19 protein-coding genes and 5 pseudogenes are annotated in these 20,880 nt (G+C 40.7%); 10 read left to right on the forward strand and 14 right to left on the reverse strand.

Features of this window, described 5'->3' with window-relative positions:
- Positions 1–159: 159 nt before the first annotated feature.
- From dmpI to COP04_RS06900, 8 genes and pseudogenes are all read right to left on the reverse strand, one after another.
- Complete coding sequence (gene dmpI / locus COP04_RS06860) at positions 160–366, reverse strand: 4-oxalocrotonate tautomerase DmpI (RefSeq protein ID WP_100487290.1); 207 nt, start codon at positions 364–366, stop codon at positions 160–162.
- A gap of 68 nt (positions 367–434) precedes the next feature.
- A complete protein-coding gene (locus COP04_RS06865; RefSeq protein WP_100487291.1) occupies positions 435–959 on the reverse strand; it encodes an NAD(P)H-dependent oxidoreductase in 525 nt (174 codons plus the stop codon).
- Between the two features lie 393 nt (positions 960–1,352).
- Positions 1,353–1,550: pseudogene (locus tag COP04_RS06875) on the reverse strand (transposase domain-containing protein); the annotation flags it as partial.
- Between the two features lie 449 nt (positions 1,551–1,999).
- Complete coding sequence (locus COP04_RS06880; RefSeq protein WP_100487293.1) at positions 2,000–2,641, reverse strand: MBL fold metallo-hydrolase; 642 nt, start codon at positions 2,639–2,641, stop codon at positions 2,000–2,002.
- A 150-nt stretch (positions 2,642–2,791) separates the two neighbouring features.
- The gene (locus tag COP04_RS06885) at positions 2,792–3,133 is read right to left on the reverse strand and encodes a hypothetical protein (RefSeq protein WP_157800215.1); all 342 of its coding nucleotides are present in this window, start codon (positions 3,131–3,133) and stop codon (positions 2,792–2,794) included.
- A 25-nt stretch (positions 3,134–3,158) separates the two neighbouring features.
- A complete protein-coding gene (locus COP04_RS06890) occupies positions 3,159–3,806 on the reverse strand; it encodes a TetR/AcrR family transcriptional regulator (protein WP_100487295.1) in 648 nt (215 codons plus the stop codon).
- A gap of 849 nt (positions 3,807–4,655) precedes the next feature.
- A complete protein-coding gene (locus tag COP04_RS06895) occupies positions 4,656–6,647 on the reverse strand; it encodes a methyl-accepting chemotaxis protein (RefSeq protein WP_100487296.1) in 1,992 nt (663 codons plus the stop codon).
- Between the two features lie 565 nt (positions 6,648–7,212).
- A complete protein-coding gene (locus COP04_RS06900) occupies positions 7,213–7,635 on the reverse strand; it encodes a MerR family transcriptional regulator (protein ID WP_100487297.1) in 423 nt (140 codons plus the stop codon).
- Positions 7,636–7,987: 352 nt separating this feature from the next.
- On the opposite strand from COP04_RS06900, the gene COP04_RS06905 reads away from it, so the two are divergent.
- From COP04_RS06905 to COP04_RS06930, 6 genes and pseudogenes are all read left to right on the forward strand, one after another.
- Positions 7,988–8,971: an aldo/keto reductase gene (locus COP04_RS06905; RefSeq protein ID WP_100487298.1), complete on the forward strand. Its 984-nt coding sequence runs from the start codon at positions 7,988–7,990 to the stop codon at positions 8,969–8,971.
- A 29-nt stretch (positions 8,972–9,000) separates the two neighbouring features.
- Positions 9,001–9,636 (forward strand): annotated as a pseudogene (locus COP04_RS06910) (SDR family oxidoreductase).
- Between the two features lie 20 nt (positions 9,637–9,656).
- Entirely contained in the window at positions 9,657–10,400 is a 744-nt protein-coding gene (locus tag COP04_RS06915) for an SDR family oxidoreductase (RefSeq protein ID WP_100487299.1), read from the forward strand.
- Positions 10,401–10,484: 84 nt separating this feature from the next.
- Positions 10,485–10,811: a carboxymuconolactone decarboxylase family protein gene (locus tag COP04_RS06920; RefSeq protein WP_100487300.1), complete on the forward strand. Its 327-nt coding sequence runs from the start codon at positions 10,485–10,487 to the stop codon at positions 10,809–10,811.
- A 191-nt stretch (positions 10,812–11,002) separates the two neighbouring features.
- Entirely contained in the window at positions 11,003–11,983 is a 981-nt protein-coding gene (locus COP04_RS06925; protein ID WP_100487301.1) for an aldo/keto reductase, read from the forward strand.
- Positions 11,984–12,498: 515 nt separating this feature from the next.
- A complete protein-coding gene (locus COP04_RS06930; protein ID WP_100487302.1) occupies positions 12,499–13,317 on the forward strand; it encodes an aldo/keto reductase in 819 nt (272 codons plus the stop codon).
- A gap of 272 nt (positions 13,318–13,589) precedes the next feature.
- Here the strand turns inward: COP04_RS06930 and COP04_RS06940 are convergent.
- A pseudogene (locus tag COP04_RS06940) lies at positions 13,590–14,113 on the reverse strand (NAD(P)H-dependent oxidoreductase).
- 338 nt (positions 14,114–14,451) lie between these two features.
- Here COP04_RS06940 and COP04_RS06945 point away from each other — a divergent pair.
- The gene (locus COP04_RS06945; RefSeq protein ID WP_157800217.1) at positions 14,452–15,399 is read left to right on the forward strand and encodes a tetratricopeptide repeat protein; all 948 of its coding nucleotides are present in this window, start codon (positions 14,452–14,454) and stop codon (positions 15,397–15,399) included.
- A 318-nt stretch (positions 15,400–15,717) separates the two neighbouring features.
- On the opposite strand, the gene COP04_RS06950 is transcribed toward COP04_RS06945, so the two are convergent.
- Positions 15,718–16,209, reverse strand: coding sequence for a transposase (locus COP04_RS06950; protein WP_338062864.1), 492 nt, complete (start codon positions 16,207–16,209; stop codon positions 15,718–15,720).
- Between the two features lie 238 nt (positions 16,210–16,447).
- Positions 16,448–17,206: a flavodoxin family protein gene (locus COP04_RS06955; RefSeq protein WP_100487306.1), complete on the reverse strand. Its 759-nt coding sequence runs from the start codon at positions 17,204–17,206 to the stop codon at positions 16,448–16,450.
- A gap of 186 nt (positions 17,207–17,392) precedes the next feature.
- Between COP04_RS06955 and COP04_RS06960 the strand changes: the two genes are divergently transcribed.
- Entirely contained in the window at positions 17,393–17,914 is a 522-nt protein-coding gene (locus tag COP04_RS06960) for a MarR family winged helix-turn-helix transcriptional regulator (protein WP_100487307.1), read from the forward strand.
- A gap of 106 nt (positions 17,915–18,020) precedes the next feature.
- Here COP04_RS06960 and COP04_RS20730 read toward each other — a convergent pair.
- Positions 18,021–18,125 (reverse strand): annotated as a pseudogene (locus COP04_RS20730) (IS200/IS605 family transposase); the annotation flags it as partial.
- Positions 18,126–18,372: 247 nt separating this feature from the next.
- Here COP04_RS20730 and COP04_RS06970 point away from each other — a divergent pair.
- Positions 18,373–18,801 carry a GNAT family N-acetyltransferase gene (locus tag COP04_RS06970; protein ID WP_100487308.1) on the forward strand — a complete coding sequence of 143 codons (429 nt, stop codon included), beginning with the start codon at positions 18,373–18,375 and terminating at the stop codon, positions 18,799–18,801.
- A 363-nt stretch (positions 18,802–19,164) separates the two neighbouring features.
- Here the strand turns inward: COP04_RS06970 and COP04_RS06975 are convergent, their stop codons facing one another.
- Positions 19,165–19,995, reverse strand: coding sequence for an SDR family oxidoreductase (locus COP04_RS06975; protein ID WP_100487309.1), 831 nt, complete (start codon positions 19,993–19,995; stop codon positions 19,165–19,167).
- Positions 19,996–20,098: 103 nt separating this feature from the next.
- On the opposite strand from COP04_RS06975, the gene COP04_RS06980 reads away from it, so the two are divergent.
- Positions 20,099–20,503 (forward strand): MerR family transcriptional regulator, encoded by a 405-nt coding sequence (locus COP04_RS06980; protein ID WP_100487310.1) that lies wholly within the window; start codon positions 20,099–20,101, stop codon positions 20,501–20,503.
- A 106-nt stretch (positions 20,504–20,609) separates the two neighbouring features.
- Here COP04_RS06980 and COP04_RS06985 read toward each other — a convergent pair.
- A pseudogene (locus COP04_RS06985) lies at positions 20,610–20,880 on the reverse strand (helix-turn-helix domain-containing protein); the annotation flags it as partial.

The raw sequence follows: 20,880 nt of genomic DNA on the forward strand, positions 1-20,880 counted from the left end.
ATCGTGGAATTAGATTCCTGCTTATTTAAGTCCACCTTCAAATATAGCTAGGGGTCTTTTTTACTTTTTCGATTGCTTTCTTGATTTCGTCAGATCCATGCCCAATTCGCCGTTCTAGATCGTCCGCAGATGTAATGTAAGCGTCAAATGTTATGCTGCTCAGTTTTTTTCTTCAATTTTACCATGTTCTTGTGATAACAGTTGGCCGCCAGTGCCAATATTGTCTGCTTCATTTTCCTTAAGCAGTACAACGAATGCCTGTTCCGGAACGTTCATAATTTTTGACGCTTTATCTGTAAGCTCTTTAACCAGTTGACTTTTTTGTTCTTTGTTTAATTTTCCTGCTTCTAATGTGATGACTGGCATGATTTTATCTCCTTTTAATTATATAATTTGGCGCATAGTCATTTATTTTAGCTTTCCTTGCAACATGGTCAATGCTCTGCTTCAAGATAATTTACTAATTTCTCTGCACTGTTTTGAACTTCTTCTTTTGAAAGATATAGCGTTCCGTATTGTTTGAACAGAGGAAGGAATCGCATGCCGATTAAGTTGGCAGTGGCTTGAAAAGGCCGAGTGAGTTCGCTGATCGTGACATTAAAGGCTCCGCCAGCTTGATAAACAGATTCCTGTCCGCCTATTGAGATCGCTAAAATGAGTTCTTTCCCATGTAATCTTGTTCCCCCAGATCCATATGCCCAGCCATGGGTCAGCACATCATCTTCCCATTGTTTGAGTAGTGCGGGACTGCTGTACCAATACATCGGGAATTGAAAAACGATACGATCATGTTCCAGCAAGAGCTGTTGTTCTTTATCCACATCAATGGTACCATCCGGGTATGTACCGTATAGGTCATGAACCATGATATTATTCTCTTGCTTTAAACGATCCATCCATGTTCTGTTAAGAGTGGACGTTTCCAAGTGAGGGTGAATAACGATGTCCAATATTTTCATTAACTAAGTATCCTTCTTCCCGTGATTGTTGTTGCTGGCAGGTCGCCAAGGCTGGATGCATTTTAAATCTAATAAAATTTGCCACCGACTATCTTCGTGTTATTCATTAATGGCCTCCTTGTTAATGTAGTTCAAATATTGTCTTGGAAAAGCATCTTTATTTTAAATGAGTTTGGTCAAATAAATCAAAAATATTGCCTGAGCCCATCAGATCGGGAGCCCAATGACTATAGCCGTGGGCCCTCCTTATCCTTGAGAAAGTTTCTATTTCCTCTGAGAACTTGTCAAGGGTAACGGCTTCGCCCTCACTGCGGTCGTTCTGGACAGAACCCCAAAGGGTAAGCGTCAAATAACTCTCACCTTGAAAAAGTGAGGGCTTTACTTTTATATTCTTTATGCTTTTGTGGATAGTCGGCATTCGGAAGGAATCGCCTTGGACCATGGAAGGAGTGAATCCAATGTTTCTTCTGTGACTCGTTCAAGCTTTGGAAGTTGTTCAAAGAGATAGGATAAATAATGAAAAGGACGAAGTCCGTTTTCCTTGGCCGTTTCAATGATACTGTATACAATGGCACTTGCTTCGGCGCCCTTTCGTAGACGGATAATGCGAAGCATCTATGAGATCGAGGTTATGACATGAAAATAAAGAAAACGTATTTTCGCATGTATGTTGACAACTTAGATGAAGTTCTGCCCTAATATGAGAAACTATATGGTATGCATTCAGACTTGCGGTTTAAATATCCAGAGATGCACCTCACCTCGAATTAGCTTCTGTTGGTGATTTTCTATTTATTGCAGGAAAATCTGTGGATTTAAAACCGTTTAGTACAACAAAAGTGACCTTCATGGTTGACTCACGCTGCTCCAGAAGTGCAGTATCTATTGGTACTGCTGGTTAATCATTTTTTTACAATTATAAGGATATTCAGCCCAGTTTACGTTAAATCCCCTTTCGCCATAATTCTGACATAATTATCAAGATCAGCTCACAAGAATGTTCCTCTCAAATTATAATAAAAAATCGCGAGGAGAAAAAATCAATCATATTGCAAAACTGCAATTTCCGGGAGATCTTTGATATTCGACAAATTAACATCAAGTTTCTTATAGTTTTTCGCATGTTTTTTTGAAACGGATATAAATGTGTCGACCGTGCCAAAGATGAAGCCGAGAATCCCCATTGCTTTCGTCCTGTAGTGCATCGGTATCACAACCTTCGGATTGAGCTGCTTCACGACATCTGCTGCACCGCTGGCATCCAGTGTGGCCCTGCCCCCTATGGGGACGAGCAGGATATCTACTTTCCCGATTTCCTTAATCTGTTCAGGGCTTAGCAGATGTCCCAGGTCGCCGCAATGGCAGATATTTAATCCGTCTATCTTGAAATTATAGACGATGTTTTTACCTCTTTTCGCTCCGGAAACGTTGTCGTGAAAGGTCGGTATGCCCTTAATGCCTATGCCTTCCTGAGAAAACACTCCTGGAGTTTTGATAAGTACAAAGTTCCCTTTAACCGCGCAGACGTTGTTATGGTCGCTGTGATTGTGACTGACTGTGACAATATTTGCTTCAATCGCTGGTGGTTTATAACAGAATAATTTATGCGGGTCAATGACGACCTTTGTACCGTTTTCAGCTGTAAACCTGAAGCACGACTGCCCATACCATTTTATTTTCATGTGAAATCTCCTTTCTTTAATAAAGTCCCGCTAATGTATTTATTCTTCGTCTTATACAGCTTCTAAAAAAGCTGAAGTCCCGGCAGTGAGTAATGTGACTAAAATAAATTGCCAGCGCTTACTTACTGACTGGAAAAGTTGTCAGTCAAATCAATTTTTGAGAAATTTCTGCGCAATAAAGAGTACAGCGCATACTAACGCAAAAGTTGCCGATAATAACATTCCCTGCGCGTAGGATTCGACAGTTGGAACAAGCAAGAAGATTCCGTAAATCAACAAGAACCAACGCCATCCTCTGTTAAAATGCGCATATGCAATCCAAATCAATATCACGACCACCGCTTCAAAAATCGTGTTGATTACAGGCGTTCCAACGAGCTCAGCCCCGCCGCCCCAGAAATGGTCAATCGTGCTGAACAATACAAAATAGCCCTCCAACACAAAGTAAATCGTGTAAATTATTGCTCCAATCAGAGCTGCTTTTTTAGCCATCATATAAATTTCCCTTTTCTATTTTTTAGTTTGCACGAAGTGCATTGATGATAAGTTTACTCGTAAGCCGAATATCTTCTTCAATACTTCGGGTTGTTAGCCCCATGTGAACTTTACCAAAATACCCATGAATCGTGCCCAAAATCAACTGTAACACCATATCGTGTGGAATATTCAGCATTTCCCCGCGAGTAATGAGTTCGTCAATCTGTGGAATAACAAAATCGTCAAGCTGTTTGCCTAGAAACTGTTGAATCCGATTCAAAAAATCAGGATTTGTAAGCATTTGCTCTGTCACAAGTTCCATCATCTCCAGATTGTCGGAAATAAATCGTAGTCTATCCGCAACGAAAAGTGTCACGAAAGCTTCAAGTGTTAAAGTTTCAGGACTCAACCCCATTTCCACAAACTCTTCCATCGTCTTATCCAACACGCCATGAAACAAGGGCGCTAGCACAGCGGTGAGCAAAGCATCCTTATTCGGAAATTGCTTATACACAGAGCCAGTTGATACGCCCGCTTCCTGCGCGATTTGAGCTGTAGTTGTTGCTCCAAATCCCTGACAAGCAAAGAGTTTCAGTGAAGCACGTAAAACTTTTTTTTGTAATTCCGTCAAATTTGACAACTTTTCCAAGGTTTTCAAATAAAGCTCTGTCAAATTCTGTTCAGCCATCTTTAGCTCCTTTTATTAAACACTTTAGTAAGTGAGCGCTCACTTACTAAATTATTATATCGAAATTCTTCTCATATGTCAAGCACAAACTCTCAAATAAATAACCATTTTTTATTTATTTAAAAACCCTAACCAAAAAGCTTTTGGTTGGGAACCAATTCATTTAATCTCCACCTGCGAATTCATTATCGTCTTGAGCATGTGCGAAATTTGGGAGTAGCAATACAAAGAACAATAGAATAGGAATAATGGACAGTAACATATTTTTTCCCAATTCTAGCACATACTTAAAGAATTTTAATAATTCGATATTATCCATTAATTAATGGAATAAATTTGCAGGAATATAATTTATCTTATTTCGACAAAAATCGACTATTATACAAAAAATCCCCACGCCGTAGCGCAGGGATAAGTGCAATGGGGGAGTAATCACAAGGATTGCTCCTAAATATTTTCTTCATTGTGGAATTAGATTCCTGCTTATTTAAGTCCACCTTCATATTGATCGGGGTCTTTTTATTTTTCCATTGCTTTCTTGATTTCGTCAGGTATCATGCCCAGTTCTCTGTTCCAGATCATCCACAGACATTATACGCCCTAATGCCAGATCATTGCGCATGATCTGAACTATTTTACGCACGAAGTCAGATAGCATGGAATCACCTCGCGATAAGAATGCACGTTCCCGCTTTAGCAGAAAATAAATCCCTGTGCCACATGTAAAACGCAGGGAATAAATTTCACGCACGGGAGAAGCATAACAGAACAGGAATGAACAACTGAGGCAAAAACCCGTTTTGTGAACTTACACATAAACATTAAGTTTTTTGTAAAATGTTTTAGTAATTATTTTTTGGATCTCAGTTTAAACGTTGAAACTAGTTGATGAAGTTCATCCGCCATATTAGATAAAGCTGTTGCATTACCAGCTACTTCCTCCATAGATGCAGACTGCTCTTCAGCAGCAGCCGTTACACTTTCCGAATTACTGCTCGCATTGTTTGCTAATTGAGCGATACTATCAAATGTTGCAACAACGCTTTCCGTTTCAAACGAGATCTTTTTAACGGATTCAGAAACATTTCTAATTTCTTCGCCTACCAATTTTACAGCGTTTTGGATATCTCCAAATGAGTGGCCCGCATCAGCAACTACGTTTATACCTTTTTCCACCTCTTTGGTACCGCTTTTCATTGATTCTATAACATTTGTCGTATTGGACTCAATTGTAGAAACAACATTCGAAACTAGCTTTGACGACTGCTGAGACCGTTGGGCGAGTTTACGGATCTCTTCAGCAACAACAGCAAAACCTCTTCCTTCTGCTCCAGCTCTTGCAGCTTCAATTGAGGCATTTAATGAGAGAAGATTGGTTTGCTCTGCAATATCGTTAATCAGACCGTTCATCTTTTCTATCTCTTTTATTTTACCGATTAAGTTATCCAGCGATGTTGATACTTGATTGTTCGTTGATGTGATGAGATTCATTTGTTCTGTAACTTTTCTTAGAGACTGGGTGCCCATATTAACAGTTTCCGATGCTTGACCTGCGGTCTCAGTCAACGTATCAGTTTTCAATGTTATGGTTTCAATTTCTTTATAAATAGCATCTGCATGTTTGCCTGCTTTGCTCACTTTTTCTGATTGATCACTAGCGCCTATTGCAATTTCTTGAATTGAATGAGCGACTTCATCAGAAGTGGCTTTGTTTTCTTCAGTGGATGCCGTAAGCTCTTCGGAGGAAGCTGCCAATGTTTCTGACTTTTGATTTATGTTCTCCATCACGTTGTGTAGTGAACCAATCATATAATTTGTACTTGTTGATAATTCTGTGAATTCCTTGTTGACCTTAATTTCTTCTCCAAGTTGCTGCGTTAGATCTCCTGAACTGATTTTAGAAAATAAATGAACAAATTTATTTAGTGGACGAATAATTTTAAATAAAATAAATAGCCAGGTCAGTCCAACGATAACGGCAAGAACGATTATAATAAACAGGCTAACTGTCAAGATTAGTGGATTAATAGTGTTATTAATTTCATTAACGGACATCACGCCGCCAATTTTCCAACCAGTTAACGGATTTGTCGCGTAGTAAATTCGGTTGTTATTGCCTTTTGATGTATCGTCGAAAATACCATTAGAAGAACTCAGCATATGAGTTCTGAATGCAGAATTTACTTTGTTTCCAGGTTTTGATTTCGAATTTGCAACCCAATTACCATTTTCGTCAAGTAAAAAAGCATAGCCATGGTCGCCAACTTTAACTTGATTCGTAATTTTTTCAAGCGCACTAAGATCAATATCCATGGAAATAACGGCTTTTTTATCGGGAGTTGTTTTTGCCACGATCACCGTAATTTTCTTTGTCAATGTCGATACAAAAGGTGGAGTGATAATAACTTTTCCAGCGTGGGCCATCGCTTGTTTATACCATTGTTCCTGTCTTATATCTTTTGTAAGTTTTACTGATGGTGAACGGATATATTGTCCATTGATATTGCCCATGGTCAAGGCATCACTTGTATTGTCCGTTTCATTCACGCTGTTTAACAATTCCTGAATGTTCTTTTGAGAGGTAAAGTTTCCTGACAGCCGTTGGCTTAACTTATTGATAGTATAGCTGTTCTTGCTCATAAACTGGGTAATATTTTCATTTAATAAACGTACACTGTTTGTTGCATTGTCATTAAGGCTGTTTTGTAAGGCATTACTAACATTTTTGTAAACGACTGAAAAAATAAATACATCCGGAATGATGACGATAATAACAATTAACATGATTAATACGGTTCTGAGACTAAACGAGGACATCCTAGATCTGTTTCTTAAATCCATTGAAGCACACGCTCCTTTATCTGTAGTAATATTAATCGTTGACGTTATTATTATCGTCAAAACACATGATATAAATAGACGCGAGTTTGACAAGATGTCGAATTTTGCAGAAATATATTTTGATAGAGTATTAACTTAATATTGACAAATAATATCAAACCCTTAACACAGAATACTTGTTCTTGTCGCAACAGTAATAAATCCCTGCACTAGTCCTGAACGCAGGGAATAAGTCTCATTCATAAACCAATTGCAATAATATTAGAAATTGATTCGTATTTCCTTAATACCAACACCCGGCTTGAAATCGGATCCTGAATTATCCGATTTCAAGCCGGGATAGGTCGAACAGACTTGATATCTTTTGACACGGGGATATCAAAAATATTTGATTTCTCTATAGACAAGGATCATTTTCCGGAAGTTCTGGCGATTTATTTTTCATAAGAATAGCAGTACAGACCATGGACAGGGTCTATACTGCTATTCTTATTGTGTTTGATTTAAATTACTTCAAAAAATTTTACTTGAATGAAAAAATTCATTAGAACAATAGCTTATCCCTTTAGAAATCCTGAGTGTATATTTTCCCTGATTGTTTACTGGGCATGAGTGTATCGGGTTTATTGTTAATCAATACATTGGCGTAGTGGTCGACCTTTTTATTGATCAATCGTAAATGCGCTTGGACTTTTTCAGCTTGTGCCATCGTTTCCCGTTGTTGTTCCACCATAATTCGGTAACGTTCGGGGACGCTTTTGTCTCCTTCCAGACATAATTCAATGTAGTGCTTGATTTTGGCGAGTGGCATTTCGGTTGCCCGCAAACAAGTCACGATTTCTACCCATTCGATATCGACATCATCAAACACCCGATTATTGTTTTCATCACGTTTGACCGTCGGCAGCAAACCATGGTCGTCGTAATAGCGAATGCTGTACGTTGATACATTCACTTTTTGCGAAACCTCTTGTATAGTGTACGTCAAAATTCTTCCTCCCTTAGAAAAGCTTAAGTTAGTATGTACTAACCCTAACTAGATATTATTAAAAAGGATATTATCACCAAGGCTGATAGAGCACAAGGATTAGTGGTTTCCATTGAAGGATAACAAATCCTTCCTTACAGCATTACTAACCTTGAGCTCTTTTTTATGAACAGAAAAATACTGAAGATATTTAAAGGCGGAAAGAAAATAATTGGTGAATCCCTTGGTATGACTATAAAAGTTTGACCTCCAACAAGAGCAACAAAAAAATAATCCATATCGCTTGCATTCGAGCTGGTCGAGGAGGATATACTGCATTTGATTAAGAGATCAACAAAAGGAGTGCATGAATATGGAATATCGTACGGTTGGTAAAACCGGAATTAAAGTTTCTAACTTAGCCTTTGGCACCATGTCGTTCGGCAGTACCGCGGATGAAGCAACTTCCAAAGCTATGTTTGACCGCTGTCGTGAAGCAGGCATTAACTTCTTTGATTCAGCAGATGTTTATGCCGGCGGCCATTCAGAGGAAATCTTAGGAAGTTTGATTAAAAATTCGCGCGATGACGTAGTCATTACGTCGAAAGTTTTCTGGCCGACCGGTCAGGATATCAATGCGCGAGGTCTTTCCCGCCGGCATATCATGCGCGGTGTTGAAGCGAGCTTGCGAAGACTCCAAACGGACTACATTGATTTCTACATTGTTCATGATTTTGATGAAAATACATCCATTGAAGAAACGATACGGGCACTGGATGATCTCCAGTCCCAGGGCAAGATCCTTCATGCTGGTGTCAGCAACTGGGCAGCCTGGCAAATCATGAAAGCTCAGGGCATTGCGGCTAAAGAATTACTCGGACGGTTTGAAATAATCGAACCCATGTATAGCTTGGTTAAACGGCAGGCGGAAGTAGAAATTTTGCCCATGGCGCACACGGAACAAATAGGGGTTATCGCTTATAGCCCGCTTGGCGGTGGCTTATTGACGGGTAAATATGGAGCAGATAAGCGCCCGACCAGTGGCCGGTTAGTTGATGAAGCGCGCTATTCAGATCGGTATGCCGGTGAAGAAAACTATGAAACTGCTGATCAATTTACTGTATATGCCAAAGAACACAATGTTGCGCCTGCAACCTTGGCCGTTGCCTGGGTCAAAGCTAATCCAGCTGTTACAGCGCCAATCATCGGTGCACGGAATCTCGAACAGTTGGAAGATTCGCTTGCGGCTGCTGATTTTAACATGACAAAAGACATGTATGCTGAGATAGCCGGTTTATCACGAACACCCGCGCCGGCAACAGATCGAACGGAAGTATTGACCGGCAAATGGTCATAAGTCGAGATCAAATGAGGATGATGTGAATCGTGAAACGAGTACTTATTTTAGGCACAAATGGCCAAATCGCTCGGATTGTAACGGATCGGCTGCTTTCCGAAACGGATCATGATTTAACTTTATATCTGCGTCGATCAAAACGGTTGAGGCAGGTCGATCCCCAGCGTGAAACGGTTCCCGATGGTGATGTGAACGATACGCCAAAGTTGGCGGAAGCGATGCGCGGGCATGATATTGTCTACGCCAATTTAGGTGGTGTGCTGAAGACCCAGTCTTAGAGCATTGTGGATGCGATGCATGCGACCGGTGTGAAACGGTTGATCTTTGTCAGCGGATTGGGAATCTATGACGAGGTACCAGGAAAATTTGGTGAGTGGAACAATCAAATGGTCGGTCCTGAGCTCGTCGATTCACGCAAAGCGGCGGATATTCTGGAAGAATCCGATTTGAATTATTCCATCTTGCATTGTGTCTGGATGACGAATGATGATGTGATTGATTATGAAATCACGAAAAAGGGTGAACCTTTCAAAGGAACGATAATTTCGAGAAAGAGTATTGCCGATTTAATCGTGAAATTAATTCAAAAACCGGAACTGCATGTACAAGGAAGTATTGGGGTGAACCAGCCGAATACGGATGGCGACAAGCCAAGAATGTACTAACTTATTTAGGGGGAAAATCAATGACATCATTGAAAAATAAAGTTGTGATCATTGCAGGTGCTTCAAGCGGTATTGGTGAAGCCACTGCTCGCCGTTTAGCAAATGAAGGAGCAAAACTGGTGATTGGTGCCCGCCGCGAGGAACGTTTGAAACAGTTAGTTGCTTCCTTACCGGATGCCGAGATCGATTATCAAGCCGCTGATGTGAGCAAACCGGAAGATCTAGAAAGCCTTGCTAAATTGGCAGTAGATAAATATGGCCGCATTGACGTCATGTTTAATAACGCGGGCGTCATGCCGACTTCCAACTTGAGTGAGGTTCGCCGTCATGAATGGCAGCAAATGCTCGACATCAATATTATGGGTGTTCTGAATGGTATTGCCGCTGTTTTGCCAATTATGAAACAACAGCAATCCGGTCACATTATTGCGACCGATTCCGTAGCCGGACACGTTGTCTATCCGGGATCCGCTGTCTATTGTGGGACCAAGTTTGCCGTTCGGGCTATTATGGAGGGGCTGCGTCAGGAAGAAAGGGAAAACAATATTCGGACGACCATTGTTTCTCCGGGTGCAGTAGACACCGAACTTTATCAAACAATTAATGATCCCGGGACCAGTGAATGGGTGAAGAATAATCAACGAACACCCGGACTGGGACTTACTTCAGAACAGATTGCTGATGCTGTAGCCTATGCCATTGGTACTCCGGAAAGTGTTGCGATCAATGAGCTGTTGATCCGTCCAACGAAGCAAAGTATTTAAGGTTATTCTACGGGTGACGTTCACTTTATCGATAAAAGCTAAATTTTAAGTGCTTTTATATTTTTCAATGAAAGGGTGTTTTCAATGGCATTTAAAAAACAGACTGCAGGACATGAATTGCTTGGAGATTTTGCCCCGAAGTTCGCAGAATTAAATGATGATGTACTGTTTGGTGAGGTCTGGTCACGTGAAAAAGAACTCTCTGCTCGTGATCGGAGTTTAATCACTGTTACGTGTTTAATAACAGCTGGCAGCTTTGAACAATTAAAATTCCATTTGCAAAAAGCTAAGGAAAATGGTGTGACTAAGGAAGAGATTGTGGAAGCCATTACTCATTTATCCTTTTATGCGGGATGGCCAAAAGCCTGGTCCGCTTTTAATCTGGCCAAAGAAATTTACACCGAAGTATAAAAATACTATTTATTTAAAGGTATCATAAGTAAAATTTTGGGGAGGTTGTTTCATAATTTTTTGTCAATGAGGCGACCACTTTTTTTGAATCCTCAAACCTGCTGCTTCTTTTCTCACAACGATTCCAAAGATTGTAAGATGGCTTGGAAATGTCACATTTAATATTTCCGATGTGAAGGAGAGGATAAACCATGGAATACGTTAAACTTGGAAATACCGGTTTGGATGTCTCACGACTCTGCATGGGCTGCATGGGCTTTGGCGATCCAAACAGATGGATTCATAAATGGGTGCTCAATGAGGAGAACAGTCGTCCGGTCATTAAAAAGGCACTTGAATCAGGTATTAATTTCTTTGATACCGCTAATGTATACTCTTTAGGAAGCAGCGAAGAAATCCTCGGTAAAGCATTAAAGGATTATGCAAAACGTGACGAGGTGGTCATCGCGACCAAAGTTTATTTTCAGATGCATAAAGGTCCAAATGGCAACGGACTTTCCCGAAAGGCGATCATGAATGAGATTGATAATAGTCTGAAACGTCTCGGCACGGACTATGTCGACCTCTATATTATCCATCGATGGGATTACAACACCCCGATCGAAGAAACAATGGAGGCGCTGCATGATGTTGTGAAGGCAGGAAAGGCCAGATACATCGGCGCTTCAGCTATGTACACATGGCAGTTTCAAAAGGCACTCCATGTAGCTGAGAAAAATGGATGGACACGTTTTGTAACGATGCAGGATCACCTGAACCTCATATACCGCGAGGAAGAGCGGGAGATGCTGCCGCTCTGCAAGGAAGAAAAGATAGCCATCACACCATACAGTCCGCTCGCATCGGGAAGATTAACCCGTGACTGGTCGCAAACAACCAGGCGTTCTAAGACAGATGAGGTTCAAAGGAGCAAGTATGACGCCACTGCAGACGCTGATCGGCTCGTTGTGGAAAGGCTTGCATCGATCGCTGAAAAGCGCGGTGTTCCCCGCGTGCAGATCGCACTGGCATGGCTTCTGCAAAAAGAACCAGTGACGATTCCGATTATCGGTGCCACCAAAATTTCTCATCTTGAAAATGCGGTGCCGGCTCTGTCGATCAAGCTGACATCTGAGGAGATTTCATCTCTGGAAGAACCATATGTGCCGCATCACATCGTTGGATTTAATTAATATCAAACGTGGCAACTGTTCAGCATTTTATGATTCACAAAAGTGATACCCGATTGCAAAGAGTAAAAGCGTATACAGTTGAAACTCAGAAAAGCTCCCTGTCTGTGCTCAGAGTGATTAAGCTGGACGGCTCCTCTGTCCCTCTTGTGTGCCTTTCTTTTTGAAAAACGAGGGAGGATTCCAAGAAACCAAAGAATCAGCGTTAAAATAAATCATAACTGATAAAGAAAATGGGAAAAAGGGTATAAGAGAATTCTTTACTGGCTTTCTCCATTGAATAAAGGGATTTCGCTGACTGGATTCTTGCTATAAAAAAGAGGTAGGAAATACTGGCTTGAACGGCTGTCTTATCCGTACTAAAAATGATTTTCAGTTCGAAAGCTGAAGGGGTCAGCAGGCTATTTATTTGACATAGAGTGCACTCCAGCATTTATACTATTTAAATAGCGGGGCAGCTTTGCAAATTGAATGAATCAGTTGTCCGGACGCCGATCATAAAATCAGGAGGTAAAAAAATGACTGTTTTAACCGATGTTTACACTTTAAGTAATGGTATAAAAGTTCCAAAAGTTGGTTTTGGCACCTGGCAAATACCGGCGGGAAATGTAACCTATGACGCCGTAACCCATGCGCTTGAATTAGGTTACCGCCATATTGATACGGCCTGGGCCTATCACAATGAAGAGAGTGTCGGGAAGGCCATACGTGATTCCGGTATCGATCGTAGCGAAATTTTTGTGACATCCAAATGCCCGGCTGAGGCCAAAAGTTATGCTGATGCTAAAAAATGCTTTGAAGAAACCATGGAAAACCTTGATATCGACTATTTAGATCTTTATTTGATTCATGCACCGTGGCCATGGGCAGAATGGGGTGCCGATTATTCAAAAGAAAATCTGGAAGTATGGCGTTTAATGGAAGAGGCCTATCAATCCGGAAAAGTCAGGGCGATCGGCATTTCTAATTTTAATGTGGCTGATATGAAAAATATTTTCGAACATTGTACGGTCAAACCGATGGTGAATCAGATCAAGTATTTCATTGGTTTCACGGAACCTGATATCACAAAATACGCCCAGGACAACGGTTTGCTTGTCGAAGCATACTCCCCGCTTGCGACTGGTAAAATTTTAAGCAATACTGAATTAACAAAGATCGCCGGAAAGTACGATGTTTCTGTGGCGCAACTGTCTATTCGTTATTGCCTGGAAAAGGGTGTTTTACCATTACCTAAAGCGACCAGTGAAGCGCATATTCGCGATAATGCGGACATTGATTTTTCGATTTCAGAAGAGGATATCGCTTATCTGGACAGACTGACCACCTCCAAATGAGGTTTAAGCGCCGCAACTCATTACGTTTCGCTTTCATCACAACATGAAAAAGATAACGGCCGATAAAATCAAGAGCGAAGAAGAATTTTTGGGGCAGAGAAGCGGAGCTGAGTCAAAAGACCATCACCGGTATATTTGCGCGATGACACACGGATGCATCGTGAGGAATCACAGCGCAGATAATCGGTTGATGGTCTTTTTTTGTTTCAGCAGCCATCAAAACTGCCGGCAGGTCGGCAGTTTTGTTCATTTTTACTAGAAGAGGATTAAAATCAATATTCAGCTTTAAGATATTTAACCAAATCTTCCGCACTTTTTTGAAGGTCTTCCCCTGAGAACAGACGAACACCATATCTTTTAAAGATCGGGAGGAAACGCATGCCTATTAGATTGGCTGTCGCCTGGAAAGGTTTGGTGAGCTCACTGGTTGTGAATTTATTTTTCCCGCCTGCCTGATAATCGGATTCTGGTCCGCCTATGGTTATTGCTAAAATGAAATCTTTTCCCTTTAATTTCGTACCTTTAGACCCGTATGCCCAGCCATATGACAGCACATCGTCCTCCCATTGCTTGAGAAGCGAGGGGCTGCTGACCAGTACATCGGAAACTGAAAAACGATCCGGTCATGTTCCTGAAGAAGTTGCTGTTCTTTTCCCACATCAATGATTCTATCCGGATATGCGCCGTATAGATCATGAACGATAATGTCTTCTTCTTGTTTTAAGCGATTCATCCAGGCTTTGTTGACCACTGACTCGGTCAAATGGGGATGAACAACGATGTCCAGTATTTTCATTGTTAGATTGTCCTCTCTTATTTAAATATTTTATCGTTAACTCGGCCGTTTGATTCGTCAGATCAAAAGCATCGTCCTCCCGATCCTCCGCACACTTTTCAGAAACCATTTGACGTTTCGATGAAACCCTGCTATTAACATGCAATAGTTTTCCAAATGTATTCATTAATTGTTAAAATGGAAGCCTAAGTGATGAAATCATCGAGAAAAGAATATCAATTTGCCATGCACTTCTTAAAGCCAAAAAACTGAATGAGACAGAAAAACTTTTATCAGAAACGGCTCAGTTAACGGGGAATAATGTGTTTTCTCGCGGACTTGTACTGAAGGAACAGGGGGTGATTGCTCTTGAGCAAAAGGATTTTACTCACGCTATTGATGCCCTTGAAGAGGCTTTGTTATATTTAACCTCTGATCATATTCAGGTGCTTTTAGAAACCCACTGTCAATTGGCGGAAGCCTATCGTCATACTAAAAATTATGTGCAGGCTATTGAAAATGCCTTATACGGGAATATTCTAGCCCAAACGAAGCAATTAAAAACAGATCTCTTGCTTCAACTTAGACTGTACTTTAATTTAGCTTATTGTTATTCTCGAAGAAAAGAATTTAGCAGATCACTTGATGTGATCGATAAGGCATTGAAAATAATGAAAGATACAAAGATATCCCTTCTCGATGGAGAATTCTATATGCTTAAAGGATTGTCGGAGATGTATTTAGGAAACCATGAAGCTGCATTGAAATCAGATGAGATGGCTCTTTCACTATTTCGGGAGAAAGAAAATGAAGTCAGTCATCAACGAATAATGGGATGTCTGGTCAATATGGGGATTGCCTACCGTTCTTTAAAGAAGTTTAACCAGTCCTACAATGCACTCATCAAAAGTTACAGAATGGTGGAGAAGGACCAGTCTTCAGCTTCTTTGAAAAATACCATTTTTGAACTATCCTTAACTTTATACTGCCTTGGTAAATACGACGAGGCACAGGATTTGATTGGGCAGGGACTAGACCTCCAAACAGATGAAGATTCAATGGATGGAAAGCTGAATTATGTTACGGCTTTAATCTATTATCGTGAAAATGATTTGCAAAGTGCCGATGGTATGATTGACAAAGTCTATACACTGCTTAATGGCAACACTTATTGGGAGGGAAAATGCCTTAAACTGAAAGGAATGATTCTCTTCAAAAAGGGTAAAAGTGCTGATGCTTATAAAACTGTGGATGAGGCATTAGTTTCTCAGTTAGAAGGGCAAAGTGAAATTTATTTTTTTGAATGACTCAACTTTCGCAGTCTAAAAATCCAGTCAAACGCTAAACAGCTATGCTTCATTGTCTGTGAATCAGGGAGCTTGACTTAATAGAGGCACCTCGCTTTTTGGTATAGTGAGTTGGCCACAACACACTACCAAATAGAAAGGATATCCTCTACATGATAGCGAATAACACAGACAAGAATCAACTCTCTGAAGAAATCAAGGTTAAATTTGATGAACTACAAGTCTTGAAACAAATATAGTTCGGGATCTGAAGCTGCCAAGATCTGCGTCATGACACAACCGGCCATGAGTCAGCTTCAGTTTGGGCATGGATCGGCTTCAGAAATGATAAGCGAAAGCCCTGAGCGACTGTTTCAGCGTCCGAAAGGTGGTTTCGGTCGTGAAACGTCGGGTGCACAGTCGGGTGATGACTTTCGGATCGAGTGTCCGATCGGTACTGACCAGGATCGGCTGTCGCTCCCCCATCGTTACGAACACAAAGCGAAGTTTCTGATACAACCCCTGTCCCAAGAGCAGATCCCGGTAAAAATAGGCCACCGTTTCCTCCTCGCCGTACAGCTGGAGCGTCGCCGTCTTAAACGATTCAGCCTGAGTGAAAAACAGCGTTTTCATTTTCAGCTTGAGACTGGCGTCTTTTTTCCTTGGGCGTCCTCTTCTGCGGGCTTGGACGGCGTATTCATAAGCCACGCAGGATGTCTTGGCCTTCATGGTGAGATCTGGCCTGACCATACCTTCCTTATTCCGTTGATTCAGGCGACGGAGCACAGGAACAGACAAGAAGTAGCGATCCAGAACGATCCAGAAGAAAATGCATGGTCCAGAACCTGGTCCAGAACCTTAGCCGCCGCGAAACCTTGGTTCATCATCTGAGCCACATGCGACTAGCATCGATCCAGCTCAAGAGTGTCTGGACGCCTGAAGATTGAGGAACAGCGGCAGGCAAAAGGTTTTACCAGATTTTCCAATCAGGACGCCGACGGCATAGTAGGAACAGGCTTTGGAAAGAGCCATTGAAATGTCTATAATTTTTATATTACACAACCCGTGATTATTTTAATTTAATCAATCCGCTTTTAAGAAGTGTTGACTTTAGAGGTCTTATCTTCATTAAAAGTTTCATTAAAACAGGGAGTTGTAGAACATTTAACTCAGCATATCTTTTGCTTTTTTTACTGATTTTCCCTTTTGTAACCAAATCCCTTCCGGCTTCACGAAATGCATGAAGTATTGCAGCTTTTTTTGGAAATGATTTTTCATCCATATTTCTTAGTAAAAAGCTCGACTTTCTTACAAGTACACCAACCATCGGTGCATCCATAAATTTAGAAAAAGTTTTAAAGTAATATACTAAGCTTTTTGATGCTTCATTTTCAATGTTTCCACAACTAGTCAATAAAACGAAAGGTTTCGAGCAAATATTGGCGTTTATCTGATGAAAAAATATTCCCTTTTTAGATACAGTAACCTTGCTTATATCCCCTGTAGAGTTAAACCTATCAATAAAGTTTTTCATTAATCCCGACATATTGAAAACATGAATAGGTGTAGCGTATATAATGATATCTGACCGAGACATCCTCTCCAAAATATCTTTCATATCATCTTTATCTTCATAGACACACTTCAAGTAACTTTTTTCTGTGTGGCATAATTCGCAACCTAAACATTGGTAAATTTTATGTCTTCTAAGGACTATCGTTTCAAATTCAGATCCTGCATCAATAACGCCATTTCTAATCTGATTGATTAAAAACTGAGTAAATCCTTTTTCCCCTCTATGACTTGCATTTATTGCTAATATTTTCATGAATCTATCATTCCTTTCGACTATTTAAAAAATTTTACTAAAACAAATGATTATTAGAATTGCAGCTGATAGCATATAATAAGGAGCCTAACTAAATAATAAAAAGATATAGACAAAAATTTATCATTAATTTATTGTAATAATAAGGCGGCTAATTAATTTTGTCAATTTTTGTGGAGGGGTAGTATGGGAAACGTTAATTTCGATTTAAAAGACATACCTAAAAGCGAAGATTTGCTAAAGTTTTCTAATAAAAATATGCCTCTAAAAATAAATGCTATACAGGCATGTTTATTTTTATTTAGAACTACAGATGAAATTTCAAAGATAGTCGATAGTCAATTTCAAAAATATGGAGTGTCTGATGGCAAATTTTCTGTACTTATGACTTTATACAACAGGAATAATCATCAATTAACACCATCTGAATTAAGCAACGAATTAAATGTTACAAGAGCAACAATTAGTGGGCTTTTAAATGGTCTAGAAAAAGATAAACTTGTAGAAAGATGTAAACATCCATCTGACGGAAGAATGCTGACAATAAAGATAACTGAAAAAGGTGTAAAACTTATGGATGAGCTTTGTCCAAAACATTTCACCTTATTAAGCAAACTACTAGGATCCTTGGATTGTGAAAGCTTAAATTCTTTTATAGATAATTTAAAGCTTATACGAATTGGAATTGCAGACCGCATTTTCGAATAACGATCTGCCGGTAGAACCGTATTAGTAACGCCCTATAAGGACTCTTCATCAGCGTAGCTGCTAAGGCAGCTTGTACAAAAGACCGTCAACCGTTTATCCACGCTACTTATCTTGCGAATGGATCAACGTATTTGCACTTCGTCATACTGTCGCGTAACCGATCCGCCGCTTCTTGTTCGCGTATATACTTGGCGACGGTCTTTTCATTGAGTTCTCAATGGGGGTATTGTCAGAAACATGCGGATTTACTGATAAGTACAAATTAAGTTATTTACTTGATGCCTTCGAAATGAGAAGCGATTAAATAAAGTAGTTGTTTACCCGTGCGGCCATTCCTTTATTAAACTACAGATTTCATGACAAGTTCTTTACGGCGCTATAATTAAAGAAATAGACTGCTGCACGTTTGACAGATACCGCGCAACGGCGAAACAAGGTGAATTAGGAGGAAGAGATTAATGATCATTAGAGAGGCTGTTGAAAAGGATTGTAAGGATATAGCATCCTTAATAAACCAGCTAGGCTATCCAACAACGGTGAAACAAATGCACGAGAGATTCTGCAAATTAAACTCAGCCTATCAAACGTTTGTTGCCGATTATGAGGGTCATGTTATTGGGCTCATAGGACTTTGTAAGGGCCTGTTCTATGAAATCGATGGATCCTACATAAAAATTGTCGCCTTGGTGATCGATTCTAAATATCGTCATGAAGGGATAGGGAAAAAATTATTAATAGCAGCGGAGGAGTGGGCTCTAGCACAAGGGATAAAAAGCGTGGGCGTTAATAGCGGTAATCGGCCCGAAAGGTGTGCTGCTCATCAATTTTACAGAAATATGGGATTTATTGATAAAAGCATTGGATTTATCAAGCATCTAGATGGATGACACGGTTCATGCTTTACTGCGCAACAGCTATTCTTACTCAGAAAGGTACTTTTTTGTCCAGTAAACAAATTTATTGTTCAATAAAGGACTTTTTCTCAATGCAACATTTACAACGTTAAGCAAAGTCTAATCCTGATAAAAATTGATTCCTTTCGTGCTAAGGAAATCAATTCTTTTTAGTTGACGGCTTGTTCAAATTAAAGCTCCCATACGCGCAAATAGATATTGCGTTAGTTTGATATTAATATGTCAGGCCTCGCATATTTGCGAGGCCTGATCTCAAATGGATCCGCTGAGTTAACAATTCAGCGCTCCACGTGTTTTACGTTTAAATCATCTTATCCACGCGACCTAAGTCTCTTATCAACTGTTGAAATAGTGACCTTGCTCAAGATCTTCGATCAGCGTAGGGTGTACTGGCTGCCAGTTCAAGAGTTCTTGGGTTTGTGCGCTCGATCTTGGAATGTCAAGAGATGCCAATGCGCCGAGAAAGCCGAAGTGGGCATCTGCCTCTTCGCGGGAAATGCTGACCACCGGCAGGTTCAGGTGCTTACCGATGATTTCTGCAATGTCGCGGAATGGTATGCCCTCGTCGCCGACCCCGTCAAGCTGTGACCCTGCCGGGGCGGCTTCCACCGCCAAGCGGAACAAACGAGCTGCATCGAGGCGATGTACTGCCGGCCAGCGGTTGGACCCGTCATCCACATAGGCAGAGACGCCCTTGTCACGGGCGATGTGGATCAGCCTTGGTACGAAGCCCTTGTCGCCCTCGCCGTGCACGGACGGTGAAAGACTGACAATCGATGCCCGCACCCCGCGTTCAGCCAGCGCGAGCACAGCGTTATCTGATGCTGTTCCGTTTGCGTGAGCGGTGGTCACGAATGGCTTACCTGTGCCCCTTAGTGCTGCCCCCATCGTTTCGACTGCTCGCAGATCGGTTGCGAGAGAGCCAGCGAAGTCAGAAAAGTCATGTTTAAAAGCCAAATGAATGACACCATCGGCATCGGAGGCGCCGCTGTGAAGGCTGGCGAGGTCGTCAAGGGCGCCGTGGTGCACTTCGGCGCCAGCTTCTTTCAATTTTGCGGCCCCATTATCTGAGCGGGTAAGGCCGATAACTTGATTGCCGGCATTAATGAGTTCCTGGACCACTGCAGAACCGATATAGCCTGTTGCACCTGTTACAAAAACACGCATATTAATTTCCTCCTTAAGTTGTTGAATGATGGAGATACTTGAACAATTTGAGTATAAACTATAAAGTTAACTCTAAGGCAAGTCAAATTGAGGAGAGATCTATATGAAAATTCAAGAATTAGCTGAAAAGACAGGTTTAACACCCTACACCATTCGTTTTTATGAAAAGGAAGGCTTGTTGGACCATCGACATGTCCAGAGAGAAGAAAATAACTATCGCAACTATTCAGACGAGGCTATCGAGCGGCTGAAACTCGTAAAGAAGTTTAAGGGCGTGGGTTGCTCGCTGGCCGAATTGAAGGAAATCTTGCAGGAACATGATGAAAATACGTTTACCAATCTGCAAGTGATTGACTGGATTCGCCAAAAGATAAGTGAGATCGAACGTAAGAAGGCCGAATATGATCAGATGCTTGAAACTCTAAACTGGATGTTGGAATACAGAATGGCATTGACGAATGACCCGGAAAAGGCCCATTCTTTGTTAACGGTTCGCCATTCTAAGTAGTCGTGCATTGGATTGATTATTAAATCGTCCAATCTGAGCTTTTTATCACTTTTGGTCAAAAAGGAACTATTGAACTTTCCTACCCTTTACTTTTAAGTACAATCATTCACAATGTCACATTTGTAATTTCAAAAATTTGATTTACAGCCATATTCCTTTCTGTATACAACTTTACTGCATAATTCATGCCTGCGTGATTCTTATGATATTTCTTCAGCCGACCTTTAACTTACCCTCCTTTTTTAGTCAATTCAATCTCTTCACGTTGCCGCATACAAATAAGATCTCTTTCTAATTAGTTAACACCAACACCAGTCACACCGTAATTAAAAATTGGCTGTATGGTTCATTCTCCGATAAATCAAGTCCAGTACAGT

The organism is Sporolactobacillus pectinivorans (assembly GCF_002802965.1).
Lineage (GTDB): Bacteria > Bacillota > Bacilli > Bacillales > Sporolactobacillaceae > Sporolactobacillus > Sporolactobacillus pectinivorans.